This window comes from Pseudomonas sp. (assembly GCF_051660785.1).
Taxonomy (GTDB): Bacteria; Pseudomonadota; Gammaproteobacteria; order Pseudomonadales; family Pseudomonadaceae; genus Aquipseudomonas.
Map to the genome: position 1 here is coordinate 139,747 of NZ_JBOFQE010000028.1, position 19,023 is coordinate 158,769.

The following is a 19,023-nucleotide window of genomic DNA, read 5'->3' on the forward strand; positions in this document are numbered from 1 at the left end:
ACCTCGTGAATTCGAGAGCCCAATGAGCCTGCTTATTCGCACCGCGCATTACAATGGTTATGATTCTATCAAAGAGTTATGTCAAATCGCTAACATAATACCTTTTCAGAACGATAGTGAGTTTTTTTCACAAAACTCAGCGATGCTCGCATTACTCATAAGGGAATGCCCTCAGTATGAAGCGCTCCTAACGTCTACATTTTATGCGCCTTGGGACGCAACGTTTACGAGCGGTGATTACAAGCATTTTAACCTCCCGAGGTGTTTAGTGCAACCTTACTTCTGCTATTGCCCCGCCTGTCTTCAAAGTGAAAACCTCACTGTCTTTCAAGACTTGAAAATAACAACCTGCCCAATTCATAAATTGAAGATAATCTGCAACTGCCCACAATGCGGAATTCGTGAATACTGGCAAAATGCAAATTTACGCCAATGTAAATGCGGCTTCCTACGTAATTCAGCAGCCTCAGAAGAAGTAGAATTTTTCAGTAAAGAAATGCTGGATATTTTTGATCGGGAATCATGTTTACATCTTAAACACCTCAGTTGGATGATCGACTCATGCGATACGTTGTGGAACGAACGGAAACTGCCATCTAACCGCACATCATTGGGCATCAAGAATGAGCTACACGTATACCTGACCCGCATGGCAAAAGAACAACTTCTTCGTTATCCTGGATTTACGTTGAACATGCATCTTGCCCCATGGATGACACTGGGAAGTAACTGGTATGCCGTAATTCACCAGTTTATAGAAAAACATTTTTCAATGTGTGCCTTGTGCGACCCCGCAGAATGTTGCTCTTCCATTTCTTTGCCGATCAACGAGCTCCGAATGTGCATTGAGCAACAAAAGCAACCGAACATAATAAGAGCTGCAAGAAAATACTTCACCAGGATCCCTCAATCAAATCAAAGAATTTTCTATGGCTCCTCATCCACCCCAATATGTCAGTTAATTAAAAAACTAAACTCAACCACTAGTTACTCAACCACCAAAATAACCAGCTGGCAAGAAAGTTTTATCGCTTTTCAGAAGACGTGCGGATTATTAAAATGCGGCAAAGGCACCCTCCAAAAACTAATCAAAAAAGGTTTATTAAAAACAGAAATCAACGACAACAACAAATGCACCTGCGGCATGATCTTGGTTGACAAACCATACGCAGTTGACTTTCAAAAAAAATACATCTTACTTGGTGAAGTCAGCGCAGATCTCAAAGCCTCTCCACTAGTAACATTGCGCCTCATCAAACGTTTAAAAATTGCACCCCCGATATCTTCAAGCGCCCCATATTTTTTCGCTCGCGGGGATATTGAGAACGCAATGGAACGCCTCAAATCAGAGATCAATAACACGCCATCATCGATTTGAACTAGTTACAAACACCATAACTCTTTGAACGCCAGCATGCACTTTCAGGCGCCTATCAGCGATCCATAAAAGGACCGACAACAAAGTGACGACTCACGCTTACGTCACGAATTGTCATTCTTAACACATTATGACCATCGGCAATCTATCTACGTCATCAAGGCTCGACGTTTTAAATCATAAGACATTTACATAAAAATGACATTACGTAATACGCCATCTTGCAACTCCCCTCTTAGTCAAGGTTGTTATTTTTCAGCCTTCGTAGTACGCAGACGAAAGCCCGATTATTAAATTAAGGGCAACATCCAGAACACTCAGAAAACTAGATTCGCCGACTCCTTGAGTAACGGATTTCGTCAGTCATCATACTGATTATTTTTTGCTCTCTCGATTGACGACAAAAGGCTTAACCCAACCAGTTTCAGAACTCGGCAGTACGAGGCTAGCGGAGCGAGTATTTAAACTCCGTAACCAAGCCACCGCGATCAATGTGCTTTCTTCTACGACAAAATCATGTATCACGAAAAATTTTCATTTGAGCGCCTTAAGGCGACAATCGAAGAAGAAGCCTTAACCCTTCAAGTTTTATTTTTTACCGCAGCAATTTCCTGCGATGTTAACGTCTGCTGAATGTACGTTTGATCGATTGCTCGGCCAATGCTTGTAAGTAGCTGATATTTCTTACGTGAATTTTACTGTTTGAAGAACACCTATGCCTTGGTCGGGTCAGATCGCATCATGCGCTGGCAGAGGTTGGCGCCGTGCCCGGACATGCTGTACGTCTGGCAGCGTCAGGTCGAACCGTGCGTCAAGTTCCTTGCGCCCCAGCGCCGTCAATGCCAGCGCCCGGCTGTCCAGATCCTGAGTCACCCATTTGCGCTTGATCGCCGCTTGCAACAACGCCGCCCCGAGCGACCCACCCAAATGTGGCCGACGCATGCTCCAATCCAGGCACGGGCAGGCAAAGCGGCGGCGCAAGGTGTTCAGGTCGTTGACCTCGATGCCCAGCCCTTGCATCAACGCTTCGCCATTCTCGCTCAGGCGATAAACCTGTTCGTCAGTTTCCAGCAACCAGCCTTTTTCCAGCATCCGGTCATGCAGCAACACCGCCAGCGTCCCGGCCATGTGGTCGTAGCAGGTGCGGGCGAATTGCAGGCGATCCGGCGTTCGCGAGTTGAAGGTCGGCGCAGTGTTCTGGCCGATCACCATCAGCGCTTCCAATGCCTGGGCCACGCGCTTGTCCGCAAGGCTGTAATAGCGATGGCGGCCCTGCACATGCAAACGCAGCAGCGCCAGTTCCTTGAGCTTGGCCAGGTGCGCACTGGCAGTGGAGGCGCTGACTTCGGCAATCGCCGCGAGCTCGGTGCTGGTGCGGGCGTGGCCGTCCATCAGGGAACAGAGGATTTTCGTCCGGGCCGGTTCCGCGATGGCCGCGGCCACTTGAGAGACGCCGATGTCGTGTTGTTCAACGTTCATATTTCGCTCCCGGACGAATCAAGGCCGTTTCGAACTGGAGATAGTAGCAACACTTCTCCCACCACGAACAAGGCTGCGACCCATGGACCCGATCCTCGCTGCGACTCATGCCGATCCCTATCCTTATTACGCCCGGCTGCGCGCCGAGGGTGGTCTGGTTTTTCACCAAGGACTGAAATTGTGGCTAGCAAGCAGCGCCCACGCCGTTGCGGCGGTGCTGGCGCATCCGGAATGTCACGTTCGGCCAGCCGCTGAGCCGGTGCCCAAGGCGATTGCCGACGGCATGGCCGGCAAGGTATTTGGCCAATTGATGCGGATGAATGAGGGTGAGCGTCAGCGTTGCCCGAGGTCGGCGATTGAGCCAGGTTTGGCCCTGATTGATGCAGACGAGGTCAAAGCACTGGTGGGCGCGAGGCTGATCACGCCGGATGCTGATGGGCTGTATAACGCGATGTTTCGCGGCCCGGTTTGCGTGGTGGCGGCGCTGCTGGGGTTCTCGCCGGCTCAAGGTCGGGCGATCAGTGAACTGACGGCGGACTTCGTGGCGTGCCTGTCGCCGCTGAGTGATCCGGCACAACTAAAGATTTCCCATGCCGCAGCGGAACAGTTGAGGGGTTACTTCGTTGAGCTGTTGGATGATCCGGACAACAGAAGCACACTGCTCGCCGGGATTCGCCAGCGTTTCGCGGCCGACTTCGACACGCTGATTGCCAATCTGATTGGCCTGTTTTCCCAAACCTATGAAGCCACCGCCGGATTAATTGGAAACGCGTTTGTAGCGCTGATCCGAAACCCGTCGTTACTGCGCGATTCAACGCCGGTTGAAGACTTGATCGCCGAAGTTCAGCGCTTCGATCCCTCAGTGCAGAACACCCGCCGGTTTGTTGCGGCGCCGTGCGAAATCGAGGGTGAACACCTCAATCCAGGCGATGTGATTCTGGTGTTGCTGGCGTCGGCCAATCGGGACCCGCAGCTCAATGACAGTCCCGACGCCTTTATTCTGGATCGCCCGCATCGGCAGAGTTTTACGTTTGGCGCGGGGCGGCATCAATGTCCGGGGCAGATGCTGTCGCTGGGGATTGCCAGTGCCACGTTGAAGGAGGTTCTGGCACATCGCCCTGCGCTGGATCGATTGAACTGGAAGTACCGGCCTTCACTGAACGGACGTATTCCGGTCTTTAGCGACCAACTGCTCAAGTCTTTATGACTACATCGCAGTCGTTATGACCATTCTCCAAAAGAGTCAAATTAACAACAGGCCACCCACAACCCGCGTCCTGCCTGACATCCCGGACTGGCCCGTTTTTTGATCCCATGCTTACGCTTTCGATCAACCAACGATCGCACCCTAAAAGACAGGCTGGATTATCAGGAAGAGGATTGCTGCATGCTCAACGAATTTCACAATCGCTTGGCCGTTGTTACTGGCGCGAGTTCCGGCATCGGCCTGGCGGTCACCGAACGACTATTGGAGCAAGGCGCTCGTGTATTGGCGATGTCACGCCAGCTCGGAGGCTTGGGCGAATTGGCGGAACGCTTCAATGACCAACTGGCGTGGGTGGCTGGCGATATCACCCGCCAGGAGGACCTCGCCCGGTTGAGCGCTCGCGCCGAAGCCATGGGTCCCGTGGATTTCGTGGTGCCCAATGCCGGCATCGCGCAACTGGCCGATGGCTTGGATGCAGCCGCCTTCGACCGACAGTGGGCGGTCAACGGCGCCGGTGCGCTGAACACCCTGGCCTGCCTGCGCGGGCACCTTGCGGCATCCGCTTCGGTGGTGTTCATCGGTACGTTCCTGGCCAACGTGACCTTTCCCGGACTGGCCGCCTACATCGCCTCGAAAGCAGCGCTGATGGCCCATGCCCGGACCCTGGCCGTAGAGTTGGCGCCTCACGGCATCCGCATCAACACCGTATCGCCCGGCCCCACAGCCACCCCGATCTGGTCGACCCTTGGCTTGAAGCCTGCGGAACTGGGCGATGTCGCCAACACGGTCAACCAGCGATTGCTCGACGGAAAGTTTCTGGAACCGGGTGCAGTAGCAGACGTCATCCTGTTTCAGTTGAGCCGAGGCGCACGTAGCGTGTACGGCCAGGATTGGGTGGTCGACAGCGGTTACAGCGTGCGCTAGCCCTGCCTATCTCTGCGCTTCAGGACGCCAGTCGACCCGCTACAAAGTCGACAAATGCTTGCAACTTGGGCAGCGACTTCCTGGAGCGCGGATACACCATCTGCACCGGTTTTGGCGGCGGAATGTAGGCGTCCATGATCCTGACCAGCTCACCGCTGGCCAGCGCCGCCGACACTAGAAAGTCAGGCTGCATCAAGATCCCCTCGCCGGCCACAGCCGCCTGCAACAGCACCTGACCATCATTGCTCTTCAACACCGCACTTTCAGGCCAAGGCACTTCGCTCGCGCCTTTCCTCAGCGGCCAGGCAAACCGGTTGTTCCAGGAGGTGTGGGTGAGAATTCTGTGTCGGTGCAAGTCTTCGGGACACTGGGGTTCCTGCCATTTTTCCAGATACCGCGGTGATGCGCAGATCACCATTCGATACGGCGGCAACGGCGTGGCCAGTAGATTGACGCCGATCAGTTCGGAAATCCTGAACGCCAGATCGAAGGACGTTTCGTACAAATCCACCACCTCATTGCTGAGAATCAGCTCGACCTGGATCTGCGGGTAACGCTGCATGAACTCGGCCACCAGCGGCCCGACCAGGGACACGCTGAGACTCATCGGCGCGGTGATTCGCAACAGGCCGCTGGGATCCGGGCTGGACGCTTCCACCCGACTGAACGCGTACTTCACTTGTTCCAGAGCCAGTTTGGCTTCTTCGTAAAACAGTCGCCCCTCGCCCGTGATGGATTGCCGCCGGGTGGTGCGTTGAATCAGTTTGGTGTTGAGAGCTTTTTCCAAGCTCTGGATATGCCGCCCGACCATCACCGCCGACATGCCGACTTCACTGGCCGCATCAGCAAAGCTGCCCGCCTCGACGACCGCGACGAAGACTTCCATTTGCCTGAGTTTGCTCATCACCCTGCCTTGCATTCAATACATCAGGTTAAAGGAGTAATAACCGGCGGTGCGTTTATCACCCGGGACTTTGTCCCTAGAGTCACTTTAATAAACTGCATAACGAGGCGCCATTGATGCAAACCCTACTGGACACGTCACTGAGTTCTTTCGCGCGAGCAGACCTGTTGCAAGGTCCCACGCCAATTCAGCGGGCTGAACGCCTGGAACAACTGCTGGGGTTGAAGGCACAAGGCATCGGCCTGTTTCTCAAGCGCGATGATCACATGTTGATGGGCGGTGGCGGCAACAAACTGCGCAAACTCGAATTCCATCTCGGCGCAGCGCTCGCGGCCGGGGTCGACACGGTCATTACCATCGGCGGTCTCCAGTCCAACCATGCACGGCTGACTGCCGCCGTGTGTGCCCGTCTGGGCATTGCCTGCGAATTGATCCTGACCCGCTCGGTGCCTAAATCCGAAGTGGACTACGAACTTAACGGAAACGTCCTGCTCGACCAGTTGTTCGGCGCTGAGTTACGGGTGCTGGCCGGGGGCAGCGACTCGCTCGCCGAGGCCGACAAACGGGCCGCACAGCTTCGGGATGCCGGGCGCAAAGTGTTGGTGATACCGACGGGGGGCTCAACACCGCTGGGCAGTCTCGGTTATGCGCGTTGCGCAGCGGAAATCGCGCAGCAGGAAACCGAGCTCGGCCTGAGCTTCAAGCAGGTTGTCGTGCCCAATGGCAGCGCTGGCACCCATGCTGGGCTCGCCGCAGGCTTTCAATTGCTGGGTCGCGGGACGTCCCTCGTCAAGTCGTATTCGGTCTTGTCTGATCGGGAAACGTCTGCGAACAGAACCGTGAAGCTGACTCAGGACGCGCTGGCGTTGCTGGGCAGTGATGCAGTCCTTCAGGCTTCAGAGATTGTCATTGATGGCAGTCAGCTGGGCGACGGTTACGGTCTGCCGACCCCTGCCATGCTGGATGCGGTGCGCTTGATGGCTCGCGCCGAAGGTTTGCTGATTGATCCGGTGTATTCCGGGAAGGCCTTCGCCGGGTTGTTGAGTGATTTCAGGCAAGGACGTTTTCAGCGCGGTGACAATGTGCTGTTTGTGATGACGGGTGGAACGCCGGGATTGTATGCGTATCGGGAGACGTTTCAGGCCTGACCGTCAGTCATTGTGGGGGGTTGGCAGTGGCTGAATCACTACATCATTTGTAACTGTCGCAGGAGGCTACATCACCTTGCGCCATTGCCTACAACTGCGCCAGAATCCGCCGGCTTGTGCGCCTTTGGGCTCGTCGGCAACTTGAATCCCGTCACTGCCTATCAGTGATCGGGTTTAGTCGCCCGGTGATTTCCAAAGCAGCATGCACTCGGTTCAGTCAGGTATTCCCATGCCTGCGCTCAATGGCAGCTGTGCGCAGGGCACCTTCGGGTGCGCCGGTTAAAGCTTTGGTATCCCGGTCGACTAACCTGCCTACAGCTGCCACCCCCTTTGTTTAGTCGCGAGGTAGTATCAGCATCGATTAAGGTACCTAAGCAAATGATTAAGCACACTCCAAATCCCCCAGAATCAGAAACCGATACAGACCCGGCCTCCCCCTACGAATCCCTCGATTCCAAAAAACTCCACGAAGCCGCCGAACGCGCCCTCGATCACAACCTCAACCCCGCTGCCCTCAAAGAAGCCAAAACCCCGCGCAAACCCAGCACCATGTTCATGGTCGCCCCCGAGATGCACAGCGAAAGCCTGCTGGCCAATGCCTGCGAATCCATGGCCTCCGCGAGCGTCATGCTCAGTGACTTCGCCGACCTTCTGGAAGGCCCGCATCGCAACAAGGCACTGGGGATTGCGCAGGTCGTCATGCTGGGCGAACTGGCGGTAAACCGGGCGCTGGATAACATCGATCCGCAAGGTTAGTGATGTCTTGTGGTGAGGGGGCTTGCCCCCCGTTCCACCGTTGATGCCTGACTTTTCTGACTACATTTTGTTTCAGCTCAGCGCATAGCAACACGCAGCTGTAGCCAGACGCTCCATTTGTAACAACGGCCAACGCTTCAGAAAAGCCCTACATCCATCCAAGTTTTATTCGTATAGCGTCCGCATCGCTTTCAAAAGTTGATACGAGGACGCTCATGGCGCACAACACCCGGCAGGACCACCTGAAAATCAATCAGGAGCCGAATTATGTTTTTTGGATCAGTGGATTTTTAAAAGGTGATGACGAAGGTGACTTCTTAAAGTACGAACTGACAGTTCCACCTGAATTTGAAGCCACAATAATGGGTGTATTAGGCTGGAAAAATCTTGATGAAAGCGTATACGGGGACTGCTTACTGACCGCCGAGCAAATCCAGCACATCGCTAAAGCACTCATCGTGCAGCTACCGACTGACCTGGACCTCTTCATAGGGCTGCGGGAGTAGCGAGGAAAACTGTTTAACTGCGGCGAGGGGCTTATCCCTTCGCTACACAAGTCATTTCAGCACACGCATCTCAAAAATCAGGTTCGAAACCAAGTTTCAGACACGTCCTACATCTATCAGATGCCCACTGAAATAGCGTCCGCATCGCTTTCAAAAGGATGAACAAGGACGCTTATGGCGCGCAAAACAGACATACCTCGGGTTCTAAATCAACCGTCCGGTGATGGGCATCGCGTCACAAGTCGCTACCTGAGCGTCACGGAATTGGCAGCGCGGGAGGCCAGGCAAAAAACATATGACGACATGTTGGCCCGACAACAGGCGTATGAAGACCATTTCATCACACCAACTCAACAACCGGATCCTCCCGGCCCCATGGGATGTGTGTTCGCCAAAAGTTGCAACCTCCCCAACGGATTAATCAACCATGACAACCCATCCGGGTTTGTCCCGGTCGAGAAACTCGCCGACTACGGACAATTCTCTTTACTGGGTGGCCGTGAAAGGAATGCAGCGGGAACCATCCCCCTCAAAACAATAAGTGGCAGCGCATTACCTGCTGGATTGGGCACGCTTCTTTTGGGACAGGTTGGCACTGCTGGCAACGCGACAAGTGCTGCCGGTGGCGTCGGTGCTGTAACGGGTGGTGTTGCTGCTGGCGCATTGGTGGGAATGGTTGCACTGCTCTGGCCGTCCAGTCTTGGAGACAGTTCCCTGTACACAGAAGACCAGCTCAAGTCGCTCAAAGAAGGCGTACACGTGTCCGATTACATATCGAGCAACAGACCGATGGCACCTTAAAGGGATACGGATACAACACCCAGAATCGCAGCGACTGGGAACTGATTCCTGTCGTTCATTTCGTTGTTCAAGGCACTCAGCAAGTGGCGGATTTTGGTGATGGTGCAACCCTGATATGGACACCAGCCGTTGACCCGTCCGCCACTTCAGGAATCCCGCCGCTAGAAGCTGCCCCACAAGCCCCGCATATCTGGATTTATCCACCTACCGAACAAGCAGATCGCATCATCGTCAACCCGATTTACCCACCTGAGTACAGAGACTTCATCCTTGTATTTCCAGCCGAATCAGGTATCAAACCTCTCTACATTGTCTTGGCACTGGAATTTGATGCAGCCAGTTACCATGGCAAAACGGATAGCCCCGTCAAAAGTAAGGGCCCCACTAACGGACAGGAAGCGCTGGAAAGCTCAATTCAGGTAAAACCTACTTCGCCTCGCAGGATCGGCATTGATCCAGACACAAATGAACTTGTGGTGTTCGACCGCACAGGGGGAGACGTTTACCACGGCCATGTCAGACCATGGGATAAATTCCACCAAGATATGAAAAATGCGTTGATCAAAGCCAAGAAAGTAGACAACAAAGGCAATATTCCAGGAGTGAGAAAGTGAGCCTTCTCTATAAAGATCCATCCATGAGCCATGATGAAGCGACGAAGCTTCTTGCTAGCGGCGTCGATACGCATATCACTGCAGCATTGGTTTCCATCGGTCTGAATGAAGCAGACAGCACCTGGGCTCAGAGCACTTGCCTTAAATACCTCGCAAGTGAGTCCGAATCAGTAGCAGCATCGGCCATTACGGCTCTTGGTCATCTGGCTCGCCGTCATAGCGCACTGAATAAGCAAACGGTTTTTTTGGCACTCGAAAATGTGAAGGGAAAATTCCCAAGCCTTGAAGGAGTTGTTGAGGACACGCTTGACGATATTGAAGCGTTCACCTGATCCAGCGGGAGTTCGAACACGCGGCTTTTGTGGCGAGGGGTTTACCCTCGCCACGAAGCCAACTTCAACTTACGAATCAATCATCCCGCGTCAGCACTTCCAACAATTCAATCTCAAAAATCAGGTTCGAATTCGGCGTGATCTTGCCCATCGTCCGCTCGCCATACGCCAAATGCGCCGGCACCAGCAATTTGCGCTTGCCGCCAACCTGCATCCCCATAATCCCCTGATCCCAGCCCTTGATCACCCTCCCCGTGCCAATCACGCACTGGAAAGGTTTGCCACGGCTGTAGGAAGAATCGAATTCGGTGCCGTCCTCGAGCCAGCCGCGATATTGGGTGGTGATCAGCGCGCCTTTGACGGCGGCTTTGCCGTCGCCGACTTCAAGATCGATTATCTGCAATTCATCATTCATCACGTTCACTCTATTGTTCACTCACCCAACAGGGGCGTAATGGGCGCCGTTTTCCCAGAATTGCGCTCGATTGGCAACCCATACGAACCGTTTCCGGCATTAACCTCAACTAAGATAACCAACACCAAGGCCCATGGATCAATACGACACGATGGCAATTTCTGAATGAATGACGTCTGGACCAGCGCAGCCATCGGCTCAATGATGCTTGCCCTGATCGTCGTGCTGATTTGCCGCGAACGCTCGCTGCAAAAACAGTTGGCCGTGCATCGTGCATTGATCGCCAGCCTGTCCGAAGGCCTGAACATCCGCCATGCCAGCGATGTCGAGCGTTTCAAACGCAGCCAATACTTTGCCCGCATCGGCACCTGGGACTGGGATGTCGACACCGACAAGCTTTACTGGTCGGATGCGATCTATGGAATGTTCGGCTTCAAGATCGGCGAGGTAACGCCCTCCTACGCGCTGTTCTGCGCCTGCGTGCACCCGGACGACCGGGTCAAGGTCCGGGCCGGGGAACTGCGCTGCCTGGAAACCGGCGAAAACCATGACGAGGAGTACCGCGTGGTCTGGCCCGACGGCAGCATTCGCTGGCTGCGGGAAACCGGCAACGTGGTCAAGAATGACCATGACGCCAGCATCAAGATGATGGGTGTCGTGCGCGACATCACCGAAGAAAAAGCCTCAGCCAGTTACCTGCAACACCTTGCCCATTACGACCCGCTGACCGGCCTGCCCAATCGCCTGGTGCTGGAAGAGCGCCTTTGCGAAGCGCTGGAACAGGCACGGGTCAGCGCCACGCGGGTGGCGTTGGTCTTTGTTGACCTCAACGGATTCAAAGCGATCAACGATCATTACGGTCACGCGGCCGGCGACCGGGTGCTGATCACTACCGCGACGCGATTGAAGAAAATCCTGCGCTCGACCGACACCGTCGCCCGGATCGGCGGCGACGAATTCGTGGTGATTCTTCAGGGTCTGCCCCAAGGCGTCAGCCTGCAAGACGAGGCTCGCACCATTTGCCAGAAAATTTTCGTCGAGCTGTCACCGCCGATCACCATTGGCAACGACCAGCGCCACATCGGCACCAGCCTGGGCGTGGCGGTGTTCCCGGACCACGCGCCGAGCATGGACCGGTTGATTCACATTGCGGACCTGGCGATGTATGAGGCGAAGCGCAGTGGGAATAATCAGTATCGGTTGGGCACTGAAAGCCCGGTGCGCGCTCACAGTGAATAGCGCCTAGGTGACCTAACGCTCAATCGGCGTGATCTCCACAATCGTCCCATTAGTCACCATCACCATCATGTACTTGTCATTGATCTGCACCCATTGCGCCTGTTCCTTCGGCGCTTTCAGGCCTTTCGCTTTCCAGTTGCCTAGGGCTTTTTCGCTGCGCTGGTAAATGTCCGGGGCGCGGTCGCCGACCACCAGTTGGCGGACGTTGTTGACCCCGGGTTGAACGGTTTTTGCGGGGGGATCATCCGCCTGAACGATGGGGCTGATACCGGCGAGGCCTGCGACCAGGGCGAGGCTGGCGATAAGGGTCTTGTTGTTCATCGATGAACCTCCAGTTAAATTCGTGGCACCTGAACTCCGACTGCGCCCGTGTGGAATCATTCCTTACTGTTGCGATGATTCTGCTGCGGACTGTACGGGGATCTGCGCATTCGCCGGGCGTACGCTTGGCAAAAACCAGCAGGATCAGCCATGCACATCGCCATTCTGACTTTCGACGGCTTCAACGAACTCGACTCCCTGATCGCCTTCGGCATGCTCAGCCGGATTTCGTTGCTGGGCGACAAGGACTGGCGTGCCAGCATCGCCTCGCCGACGCCACGCGTCACGTCGATGAACGGTTTGACGATCGACGCGCACATCGATCTGGCGCAAGCCTGTCAGGCTGACGCGGTGTTGGTCGGCAGTGGACGCAAAACCCGTGAAGTCGCCGCCGATCCGGTGATCATGGAGCAGCTGTGCTTCGACTCAAGCCGTCAGTTATTGGCGGCGCAATGCTCCGGCACCTTTCTACTGGCCAAACTCGGGTTGCTGGGTGATGCACCGGCCTGTACCGACGACATCAGCAAGCCGTGGGTGCAGGCGGCTGGCGTCAATGTCGTGAATCAGGCGTTCTATGCCAACGGCAATATCGCCACGGCGGGAGGTTGTCTGTCGGCGCAGTATTTGTCGGTGTGGTTGCTGGCCCGGCTCAAGGGCACTGAGGCGGCGCGGGAGGTGTTGCACAATTTCGCGCCGGTGGGTGAGAAGGAAGAGTATGTGGCTCGGGGGATGGCGCATATTGCGGGGTTTGTCTGAGTGACTGGTTGCCCATTCGGACGCCATCGCGAGCAGGCTCGCTCCCACAGGGATTGTGTGAGCACTGAAGATCCACTGTGGGAGCGAGCCTGCTCGCGATGGCGGTATATCAGGCAACATCAAATCATGTTCATGGCTGACGCCTGAAGCCCCACCCTTTATCCTTGGCACTCCGCCGTTTCGTGCTTTGGAGTAAGCCATGCCCCATGAAGGCAACCTGTTGCAAGCCGCTGTCGTTTTTCTGTTCGCGGCAGTGCTCACCGTGCCCTTGGCCAAACGTCTGCAATTAGGGGCGGTACTGGGTTATCTGTTTGCCGGGGTGATCATCGGCCCGTCGGTGCTCGGGTTGATCGGCAATCCGCAAAGCGTCAGCCACATCTCCGAACTCGGCGTGGTGTTGCTGCTGTTCATCATCGGCCTGGAACTGTCACCGCGGCGTTTGTGGGTGATGCGCAAATCGGTGTTTGGCGTCGGTCTGGCTCAGGTAATGCTGACCGGCTCGGTGATCGGCGTGCTGGCGTTGTTTGTGTTCGGCCAACCTTTGAACAGCGCTATCGTGCTTGGCCTCGGCCTGGCGTTGTCGTCCACCGCGTTTGGCCTGCAAAGCCTGGCCGAGCGCAAGGAACTGACCAGCCCCCATGGACGCCTGGCGTTTGCGATTCTGCTGTTCCAGGACATCGCCGCGATCCCCTTGATTGCCATGGTGCCGCTGCTGGCGGGCGGCGATCACACCACCACGGCGACCGAGGACTTGAATCACGGCTTGCGGGTGTTGGGCAGCATCGCGGTGGTGGTGATCGGCGGACGGTATCTGCTGCGCCCGGTGTTTCGCGTGGTCGCCAAAACCGGTTTGCCCGAGGTGTCCACGGCCACCGCGTTACTGGTGGTGATCGGCACGGCGTGGCTGATGGATCTGGTCGGCGTGTCGATGGCGCTGGGAGCGTTCCTCGCCGGGTTGCTGCTGGCGGACTCTGAATACCGTCACGAACTGGAAGCGCAGATCGAACCGTTCAAAGGCCTGTTGCTGGGGCTGTTCTTTATCAGCGTCGGCATGGGTGCCAACCTGAGCCTGCTGCTCAGCGCACCAGTCGCGGTACTGGGACTGACCCTGCTGCTGATCGCAATCAAGCTGCCGCTGCTGTTTGTGGTCGGCCGATTGGCCGGCGGGTTGGGCAAAGTCAGTGCGATTCGCCTCGGCATCGTGCTGGCCGCCGGTGGGGAGTTCGCGTTTGTGGTGTTCAAGATCGGTCGCGACCAAGGGCTTTTCGAGCCACGCCTGTACGACTTGCTGGTGCTGACCATCACCTTGTCCATGGCCGTCACGCCGCTGTTGCTGCTGCTCTGCGCACGCCTGTATTCGCCGAGGGTGCAGCCGGTGGTAGTGCCGGAAAAATTCCGCGACATCGACACCGATGCACCACGCGTGGTGATCGCCGGCATGGGCCGTATGGGGCAGATCGTGGCGCGGATCCTGCGGGCACAGAACATCAAGTTCGTGGCGCTGGACACCTCCGTGGAAACCATCGAGCTGTCGCGCAGCTTCGGCGGCGTGCCGGTGTTCTACGGCGACCCGATGCGCCCGGAAATCCTCAGCGCGGCCAAGGTCGAGCAGGCGGAATACTTTGTCATCGCCACCGATGATCCGGACACCAACATCAAGACCGCCGAGATCGTGCACAAGCTCTATCCGCACATCAAAATCATCGCCCGGGCCCGTAACCGTCAGCATGTGCACCGCTTGGTCGACCTGGGTGCCGAGGCGATTCGGGAGACCTATTATTCGAGCCTGGAAATGAGCCGTCGCACGCTGGTCGGACTGGGGCTGACCCAGGCGCAGGCCGATGCTCGGATCAAGCGCTTCAAGCATCACGATGAACAGGTGCTGGAGGCTCAGCATGCGGTTTATGACGATGCGGCGAAGGTGCTGCAAACCGCCCAGGAAGCCCGGACGGAACTGGCGCGGTTGTTTGAGGCGGATCAGATGGAGGAGCGGGAAGCCGGTAAGGTTTGAGCCTTGTGGCGGCAGGTATGCCGCCATCGCTGGCAGGCCAGCTCCCACAGGTTCTTGTGAGCGACACAAATCCCTGTGGGAGGTATGCCGCCATCGCTGGCAAGCCAGTTCCCACAGGGTTCCTGTGAGCGACACAAATCCCTGTGGGAGGTATGCCACCATCGCTGGCAGGCCAGCTCCCACAGGGTTCTTGTGAGCGACACAAATCCCTGTGGGAGCTGGCCTGCCAGCGATGAACGATAACGCGGTTTAGCGTCAGGCCATCTTTTTCAACCCAAAGGCCTCAACCGCAAACCGATCCGCCAGAAACGGTGTGATATCCAGCGGCAACGGTTCGTTGTTCACCAACTTATCCAGCAACACCCCGGTAATCGCCGACGTCAAAATCCCCGTGCGGAAATGCCCACACGCATTGAGATACCCTTCTACCCCGCTCATCGGCCCAAGAATCGGCAACTCATCCGGCGACCCCGGCCGCAGCCCGGCCCAGGTCCGTTTCAGGTTCACATCCGCCAAATCAGGAATACAGCGCACCGCGCCCTGCACCAACCCGGCAATTTCCGGGTAGGTGGTGGTCACGTCAAAGCCCTTATCTTCCGTAGTGCTACCAATCAGGATCTCGCCATTGTCCTTCTGCGCCACATAACAATCGCTGGTGGTCAGGCAACCGTTGAGGATTTTCGGCATGCGCTCAGTCAGCAAAATCTGCCCCTTGACCGGTTTGACGGGAATCCGGATCCCGGTGGCCTGCTCGCTCAGATCCGCCGCCCAGGCCCCCGCCGCATTGATCAGCGTGTTGCAATGAAACACTCCGGCCTCGGCCGTCTGCACGCCGCTGACACGGGAACCATGGTGCAGAACACCGGTGACATTGGTGTTGAAGTGAAGGTCGACGCCGTTCTGCCGCGCGCCTTCGGTGTAGGCATCGGCCAGTCGGAACGGGCTGACTTGATGGTCGCAGAGGAACTCCAGCGCCCCGCTCGCCTCATGGCTGACACTCGGCTCGGCCGCGCGTAGCGCCGTCTGATCGAGCCAGCGCACCTGATCCGCCAGGTGCGGAATGCAAGCGACGATGTGCTCGGCGTAAAGACGGTCTTCATCATCGTAGATCACGAATTTCAGACCGGTTTTCTCGAACTTGAAATCCATCCCGTGGTGGTCTTTCAACTCCTGGTGCAGCGCCGGGTACATGGCGTTGGACTGCAAGGCAAAATCGAAGAACGACTGCGGCAGGATGTGCGGCGTGCTGGAATCCACCACCACCGCCGAACCCTGGGCTTCGCGCTTGCGGTTGGCCGACATCATGCGAAAGAAAATCACCCCGCAGCCCAGCCCCACCGACTCACCAATCGCCCACAACCCTCCGGCCGAAGCACGGGTTGCGTTGCCCGGACGCTTGCAATCGATCAGCGCGACCTTGAGGTTTTTGCGTTTCGACAATTGATAGGCGCAGGACGCCCCGATCACACCGCCACCGGCGATGACCACGTCATAGAACTTACTCATGATTCGCGGCCTCCGTGCCGACGAAGATGAATGCAGAAAAGGGAATCGGATCGATCGGGAAGCGCGGCCGCAACCAGCCCACGTCCTGCCGCCCCGTGACTTCGCGCAAGCGGTCGGTGCAATAGCCGACGCACATGCGTCCCTGACAATCGCCCATGCTCACGCGAGTGCGCATTTTCAGGCTGGCCAGGTCCTGCACGCCCTGTTCCAGGGCCCGATCGATGTCAGCGCGGGTCGCGTGTTCGCAACGGCAGATCACCGTGTCGGCTGCCGGCAGCGCGGTTTGCCCGGCACCGCGTTCGGTGTACCGGTCGACTGCTGCACGGAAGCGCACAATGGCCTTGAGTTTCGACAAATAGCGGTCGCGCCGTACCAGAGCCAGTTCCGCGTCCATCACATCCCGTTGCAACAGGATCGACGTGGCGGCGATCCGGCCCGCGAGCATCGCCGCTTCGCCACCGCGAATCCCGCCCATGTCACCGGCCAGGTGCACGTGGGGTTCGCTGGATTGCTGCCAGATATTGGAACTGGCCCGCAGGTAACCGTCGCCGCTGAACTCGTGGTTCAGGCCCATCTGCTGACTGAGCTGGGTGCGCGGGATGAAACCGTAACCGACCGCCAGGGTTTGCGCCGCAATCTGCTCGGCACGGCTCAGGTCCGGCACCCAGGTGCTGGAATACGGCGCCACGGTCACAGAGTTCAACTCGCCCTCGCCTTGCGCCGCCACCACGCCCCAGCCGTAATGCATCTGGATGCCATGCAGTTTGAGGAACGCAAGCATGCTCAAGCCATCCAGGAACAGCTGCGGTTTGTTCAGCAGCGAAAGGCTTTCCCGAGCGATTTTGCCAAACGCACAAGCTTCATACACACCCGCGACGGTCACGCCGGACGCGTGCAACTGACAGGCAACCAGAGGCAATAAAGGTCCGGTGCCGGCAATCACCACCGGGCCCTGCGGCTTGACCACTCCGCTCTTGATCTGCAATTGCAGACCGCCCAGCAGCATCACGCCGGGCAAGGTCCAGCCCGGAAACGGCACGCTGCGCTCATGGCAACCAGCTGCGAGCAGCAGTTGCGGGTAGTCGACTTCCTGCAACTGTTCGTCCGCGTTCAGCACCACGAGCGCGCGCGTGCCTTCGGCGCCGATCACGCGGTGATTCAGGCGCACGTCGATCAACGCCGAATACTCCTGAAACTCGCCATGCAATTTGGTCAGCGCTTCCGAATACCTCGGCCCCAGATAGTCGAGTTGCACGCCATCGCGCAACGGTCCGCGATAGACCACGCCACCCAGCCGCGAAGCCTCTTCAAGCAACGTGCAGCGCACGCCGTGTCGGGCCAGTTCAATGGCCGCAGCCATCCCCGCCGGCCCACCGCCGACGATCACCGGAAGCAGGCTCATACGCTCTCCTGCTCAACGATGCGGTTGACTTGGGTTTCGACGGTCATGCCGTCACGTACCACGGTCTGGCAGGCTCGACGTTTGTGCCGACCATTGATTTTCACCAGGCAGCATTGGCACACACCCATGCCGCAATAGGCGCCGCTGATTTGGTCGTGATCGTTGCGGGCCACCTGGCGCAGTCCAAGGGATTGAATGACCGAGAGGACGGTTTCGCCGATAGCGGCGCTGACCGTCTGGCCGTTGATCTGCACAGTCATATCCGCGCACCGGAGCGGCTGGATATCAAACGTTCTGTCTAAGCGAGGCATTGCGATGTTCTTCCATGAGAGTTCAGGTGAGGTTCCACAGCTCCTTGCTGCACTACACCTTGCGGGCCAACGGCTACATAAAAAGCTCGCACTGGTACTTCGACAGCGCAACAGGGTGCGCGTCAATGCACTGTAGCCGAAGCCGCAGAAGGGGCTTGGATCTTTTACGGTAGGGGATATCGCCGAAGGAGATATTGATCCAGGCCAGTGAAAGACGCCGCGCCCCGACCCGTCGATCAGTTGGAGAACACGAACTGGCCCTTGACCTTTTTCGAGCCAATGAAGCCCAGGTCCGGGAACAGCAGGTTTTTGACCAGCGCGGCAAAAAACACCATACCCAAGGTGATTGCAACGCCAACCACGGTCATCACCGGGTCTTCTTCATAGCCCTTGAACATCCGCGAGATCTGGCTGACGGTCAGAATCACGTAAATGGTGTAGGCCTGTGCCACGTTTTTGTAGAAGCCCCAGGCAAACGCCAGCGGTACCAACGCCGCAAACAGGGTGAAGAACACCACAGCGCCGGGGCCGATCGTCGAACCCAGGAAAAACCCTGTGACGGCGCCCAGCAATGCCTGAACGCAGGTCAGCGCAATCAGGATGTTGACCTTGAGTGAGTGTTTCTCCCGCAATGCCGGATCCGGCCGGGCGCCAATCCAGTAAGCCAGCACCCGATCCTTGACCGCCCCACCGGAAAACGCCTTGAACGTCTCGGTTTTCGAGCGCCCGGCGTCGAGCATCGCCACCAGTTGCCGTTTGATTTCCTTTTTGTCCAACGTACTTCTCCCTTCTTGAGTCAATGCGAAATAAATGTGGGAGCGAGCCTGCTCGCGAAAGCGGTGTGCCAGGCGACATCATCGTCGACTGATAGGACGCTATCGCGAGCAGGCTCGCTCCCACAGGGGTTCATCTTCGCTTTATTGGACGCCAGAAAGCAAAACGCCGCTCCCACCAGAGGCGGAAGCGGCAGAGGCACTAGCCTCAGAGAATCAATGCATGAACAGGGCGATCAG

18 protein-coding genes and 1 pseudogene are annotated in these 19,023 nt (G+C 56.9%); 11 read left to right on the forward strand and 8 right to left on the reverse strand.

What is annotated here, in order from left to right:
- Window positions 1-22: 22 nt before the first annotated feature.
- Window positions 23-1,378 (forward strand): hypothetical protein, encoded by a 1,356-nt coding sequence (locus tag ACRC4F_RS07520; protein ID WP_438658735.1) that lies wholly within the window; start codon window positions 23-25, stop codon window positions 1,376-1,378.
- Between the two features lie 729 nt (window positions 1,379-2,107).
- Here ACRC4F_RS07520 and ACRC4F_RS07525 read toward each other — a convergent pair.
- Complete coding sequence (locus ACRC4F_RS07525; protein ID WP_438658736.1) at window positions 2,108-2,857, reverse strand: ArsR/SmtB family transcription factor; 750 nt, start codon at window positions 2,855-2,857, stop codon at window positions 2,108-2,110.
- An 82-nt stretch (window positions 2,858-2,939) separates the two neighbouring features.
- On the opposite strand from ACRC4F_RS07525, the gene ACRC4F_RS07530 reads away from it, so the two are divergent.
- Together ACRC4F_RS07530 and ACRC4F_RS07535 are read left to right on the forward strand one after the other, a co-directional pair.
- Window positions 2,940-4,064 carry a cytochrome P450 gene (locus tag ACRC4F_RS07530; RefSeq protein WP_438658737.1) on the forward strand — a complete coding sequence of 375 codons (1,125 nt, stop codon included), beginning with the start codon at window positions 2,940-2,942 and terminating at the stop codon, window positions 4,062-4,064.
- Window positions 4,065-4,244: 180 nt separating this feature from the next.
- Window positions 4,245-4,988: an SDR family NAD(P)-dependent oxidoreductase gene (locus ACRC4F_RS07535; protein ID WP_438658738.1), complete on the forward strand. Its 744-nt coding sequence runs from the start codon at window positions 4,245-4,247 to the stop codon at window positions 4,986-4,988.
- A gap of 19 nt (window positions 4,989-5,007) precedes the next feature.
- On the opposite strand, the gene ACRC4F_RS07540 is transcribed toward ACRC4F_RS07535, so the two are convergent.
- Window positions 5,008-5,892, reverse strand: coding sequence for a LysR family transcriptional regulator (locus ACRC4F_RS07540; protein ID WP_438658739.1), 885 nt, complete (start codon window positions 5,890-5,892; stop codon window positions 5,008-5,010).
- Between the two features lie 116 nt (window positions 5,893-6,008).
- On the opposite strand from ACRC4F_RS07540, the gene ACRC4F_RS07545 reads away from it, so the two are divergent.
- From ACRC4F_RS07545 to ACRC4F_RS07565, 5 genes and pseudogenes are all read left to right on the forward strand, one after another.
- Window positions 6,009-7,040: a D-cysteine desulfhydrase family protein gene (locus tag ACRC4F_RS07545; protein WP_438658740.1), complete on the forward strand. Its 1,032-nt coding sequence runs from the start codon at window positions 6,009-6,011 to the stop codon at window positions 7,038-7,040.
- A 378-nt stretch (window positions 7,041-7,418) separates the two neighbouring features.
- Window positions 7,419-7,796, forward strand: a complete 378-nt coding sequence (locus ACRC4F_RS07550; protein WP_438658741.1) for a DUF6124 family protein — start codon at window positions 7,419-7,421, stop codon at window positions 7,794-7,796.
- Between the two features lie 215 nt (window positions 7,797-8,011).
- Window positions 8,012-8,302, forward strand: a complete 291-nt coding sequence (locus tag ACRC4F_RS07555) for a pyocin S6 family toxin immunity protein (protein WP_438658742.1) — start codon at window positions 8,012-8,014, stop codon at window positions 8,300-8,302.
- 174 nt (window positions 8,303-8,476) lie between these two features.
- Window positions 8,477-9,717: pseudogene (locus ACRC4F_RS07560) on the forward strand (S-type pyocin domain-containing protein).
- Window positions 9,714-10,049, forward strand: coding sequence for a hypothetical protein (locus tag ACRC4F_RS07565; RefSeq protein ID WP_438658743.1), 336 nt, complete (start codon window positions 9,714-9,716; stop codon window positions 10,047-10,049). Before ACRC4F_RS07560 ends, ACRC4F_RS07565 begins: the two are co-directional and overlap by 4 nt.
- 76 nt (window positions 10,050-10,125) lie before the next feature.
- On the opposite strand, the gene ACRC4F_RS07570 is transcribed toward ACRC4F_RS07565, so the two are convergent.
- Window positions 10,126-10,464, reverse strand: coding sequence for an FKBP-type peptidyl-prolyl cis-trans isomerase (locus ACRC4F_RS07570; protein ID WP_403101949.1), 339 nt, complete (start codon window positions 10,462-10,464; stop codon window positions 10,126-10,128).
- 165 nt (window positions 10,465-10,629) lie between these two features.
- Between ACRC4F_RS07570 and ACRC4F_RS07575 the strand changes: the two genes are divergently transcribed.
- Window positions 10,630-11,703 carry a diguanylate cyclase domain-containing protein gene (locus tag ACRC4F_RS07575; RefSeq protein WP_438658744.1) on the forward strand — a complete coding sequence of 358 codons (1,074 nt, stop codon included), beginning with the start codon at window positions 10,630-10,632 and terminating at the stop codon, window positions 11,701-11,703.
- A 12-nt stretch (window positions 11,704-11,715) separates the two neighbouring features.
- On the opposite strand, the gene ACRC4F_RS07580 is transcribed toward ACRC4F_RS07575, so the two are convergent.
- Entirely contained in the window at window positions 11,716-12,024 is a 309-nt protein-coding gene (locus ACRC4F_RS07580; protein ID WP_438658745.1) for an RcnB family protein, read from the reverse strand.
- 150 nt (window positions 12,025-12,174) lie between these two features.
- Here ACRC4F_RS07580 and ACRC4F_RS07585 point away from each other — a divergent pair, with 150 nt between their 5' ends.
- Together ACRC4F_RS07585 and ACRC4F_RS07590 are read left to right on the forward strand one after the other, a co-directional pair.
- On the forward strand, window positions 12,175-12,780 hold the full coding sequence (locus ACRC4F_RS07585) for a DJ-1/PfpI family protein (protein ID WP_438658746.1): 606 nt from the start codon (window positions 12,175-12,177) through the stop codon (window positions 12,778-12,780).
- 199 nt (window positions 12,781-12,979) lie between these two features.
- Window positions 12,980-14,791 carry a monovalent cation:proton antiporter-2 (CPA2) family protein gene (locus ACRC4F_RS07590; protein WP_438658747.1) on the forward strand — a complete coding sequence of 604 codons (1,812 nt, stop codon included), beginning with the start codon at window positions 12,980-12,982 and terminating at the stop codon, window positions 14,789-14,791.
- Window positions 14,792-15,046: 255 nt separating this feature from the next.
- On the opposite strand, the gene hcnC is transcribed toward ACRC4F_RS07590, so the two are convergent.
- The 4 genes from hcnC to ACRC4F_RS07610 all read right to left on the reverse strand — a co-directional run bounded on the left by hcnC (window position 15,047) and on the right by ACRC4F_RS07610 (window position 18,786).
- Complete coding sequence (gene hcnC, locus ACRC4F_RS07595; protein WP_438658748.1) at window positions 15,047-16,297, reverse strand: cyanide-forming glycine dehydrogenase subunit HcnC; 1,251 nt, start codon at window positions 16,295-16,297, stop codon at window positions 15,047-15,049.
- On the reverse strand, window positions 16,290-17,699 hold the full coding sequence (hcnB, locus tag ACRC4F_RS07600; protein ID WP_438658749.1) for a cyanide-forming glycine dehydrogenase subunit HcnB: 1,410 nt from the start codon (window positions 17,697-17,699) through the stop codon (window positions 16,290-16,292). Before hcnB ends, hcnC begins: the two co-directional genes overlap by 8 nt.
- Window positions 17,696-18,010 carry a cyanide-forming glycine dehydrogenase subunit HcnA gene (hcnA, locus tag ACRC4F_RS07605; RefSeq protein WP_438658750.1) on the reverse strand — a complete coding sequence of 105 codons (315 nt, stop codon included), beginning with the start codon at window positions 18,008-18,010 and terminating at the stop codon, window positions 17,696-17,698. Before hcnA ends, hcnB begins: the two co-directional genes overlap by 4 nt.
- 236 nt (window positions 18,011-18,246) lie before the next feature.
- On the reverse strand, window positions 18,247-18,786 hold the full coding sequence (locus ACRC4F_RS07610; RefSeq protein WP_438658751.1) for a hypothetical protein: 540 nt from the start codon (window positions 18,784-18,786) through the stop codon (window positions 18,247-18,249).
- Window positions 18,787-19,023 lie beyond the last annotated feature (237 nt).

Excerpts from the sequence above, each read along its gene's own strand:
- ACRC4F_RS07520 (WP_438658735.1), top strand. The coding sequence starts at position 23 with ATGAGCCTGCTTATTCGCACCGCGCATTACAATGGTTATGATTCTATC.
- ACRC4F_RS07525 (WP_438658736.1), bottom strand. The coding sequence starts at position 2,857 with ATGAACGTTGAACAACACGACATCGGCGTCTCTCAAGTGGCCGCGGCC.
- ACRC4F_RS07530 (WP_438658737.1), top strand. The coding sequence starts at position 2,940 with ATGGACCCGATCCTCGCTGCGACTCATGCCGATCCCTATCCTTATTAC.
- ACRC4F_RS07535 (WP_438658738.1), top strand. The coding sequence starts at position 4,245 with ATGCTCAACGAATTTCACAATCGCTTGGCCGTTGTTACTGGCGCGAGT.
- ACRC4F_RS07540 (WP_438658739.1), bottom strand. The coding sequence starts at position 5,892 with ATGAGCAAACTCAGGCAAATGGAAGTCTTCGTCGCGGTCGTCGAGGCG.
- ACRC4F_RS07545 (WP_438658740.1), top strand. The coding sequence starts at position 6,009 with ATGCAAACCCTACTGGACACGTCACTGAGTTCTTTCGCGCGAGCAGAC.
- ACRC4F_RS07550 (WP_438658741.1), top strand. The coding sequence starts at position 7,419 with ATGATTAAGCACACTCCAAATCCCCCAGAATCAGAAACCGATACAGAC.
- ACRC4F_RS07555 (WP_438658742.1), top strand. The coding sequence starts at position 8,012 with ATGGCGCACAACACCCGGCAGGACCACCTGAAAATCAATCAGGAGCCG.
- ACRC4F_RS07570 (WP_403101949.1), bottom strand. The coding sequence starts at position 10,464 with ATGAATGATGAATTGCAGATAATCGATCTTGAAGTCGGCGACGGCAAA.
- ACRC4F_RS07575 (WP_438658744.1), top strand. The coding sequence starts at position 10,630 with ATGAATGACGTCTGGACCAGCGCAGCCATCGGCTCAATGATGCTTGCC.
- ACRC4F_RS07580 (WP_438658745.1), bottom strand. The coding sequence starts at position 12,024 with ATGAACAACAAGACCCTTATCGCCAGCCTCGCCCTGGTCGCAGGCCTC.
- ACRC4F_RS07585 (WP_438658746.1), top strand. The coding sequence starts at position 12,175 with ATGCACATCGCCATTCTGACTTTCGACGGCTTCAACGAACTCGACTCC.
- ACRC4F_RS07590 (WP_438658747.1), top strand. The coding sequence starts at position 12,980 with ATGCCCCATGAAGGCAACCTGTTGCAAGCCGCTGTCGTTTTTCTGTTC.
- hcnC (WP_438658748.1), bottom strand. The coding sequence starts at position 16,297 with ATGAGTAAGTTCTATGACGTGGTCATCGCCGGTGGCGGTGTGATCGGG.
- hcnB (WP_438658749.1), bottom strand. The coding sequence starts at position 17,699 with ATGAGCCTGCTTCCGGTGATCGTCGGCGGTGGGCCGGCGGGGATGGCT.
- hcnA (WP_438658750.1), bottom strand. The coding sequence starts at position 18,010 with ATGCCTCGCTTAGACAGAACGTTTGATATCCAGCCGCTCCGGTGCGCG.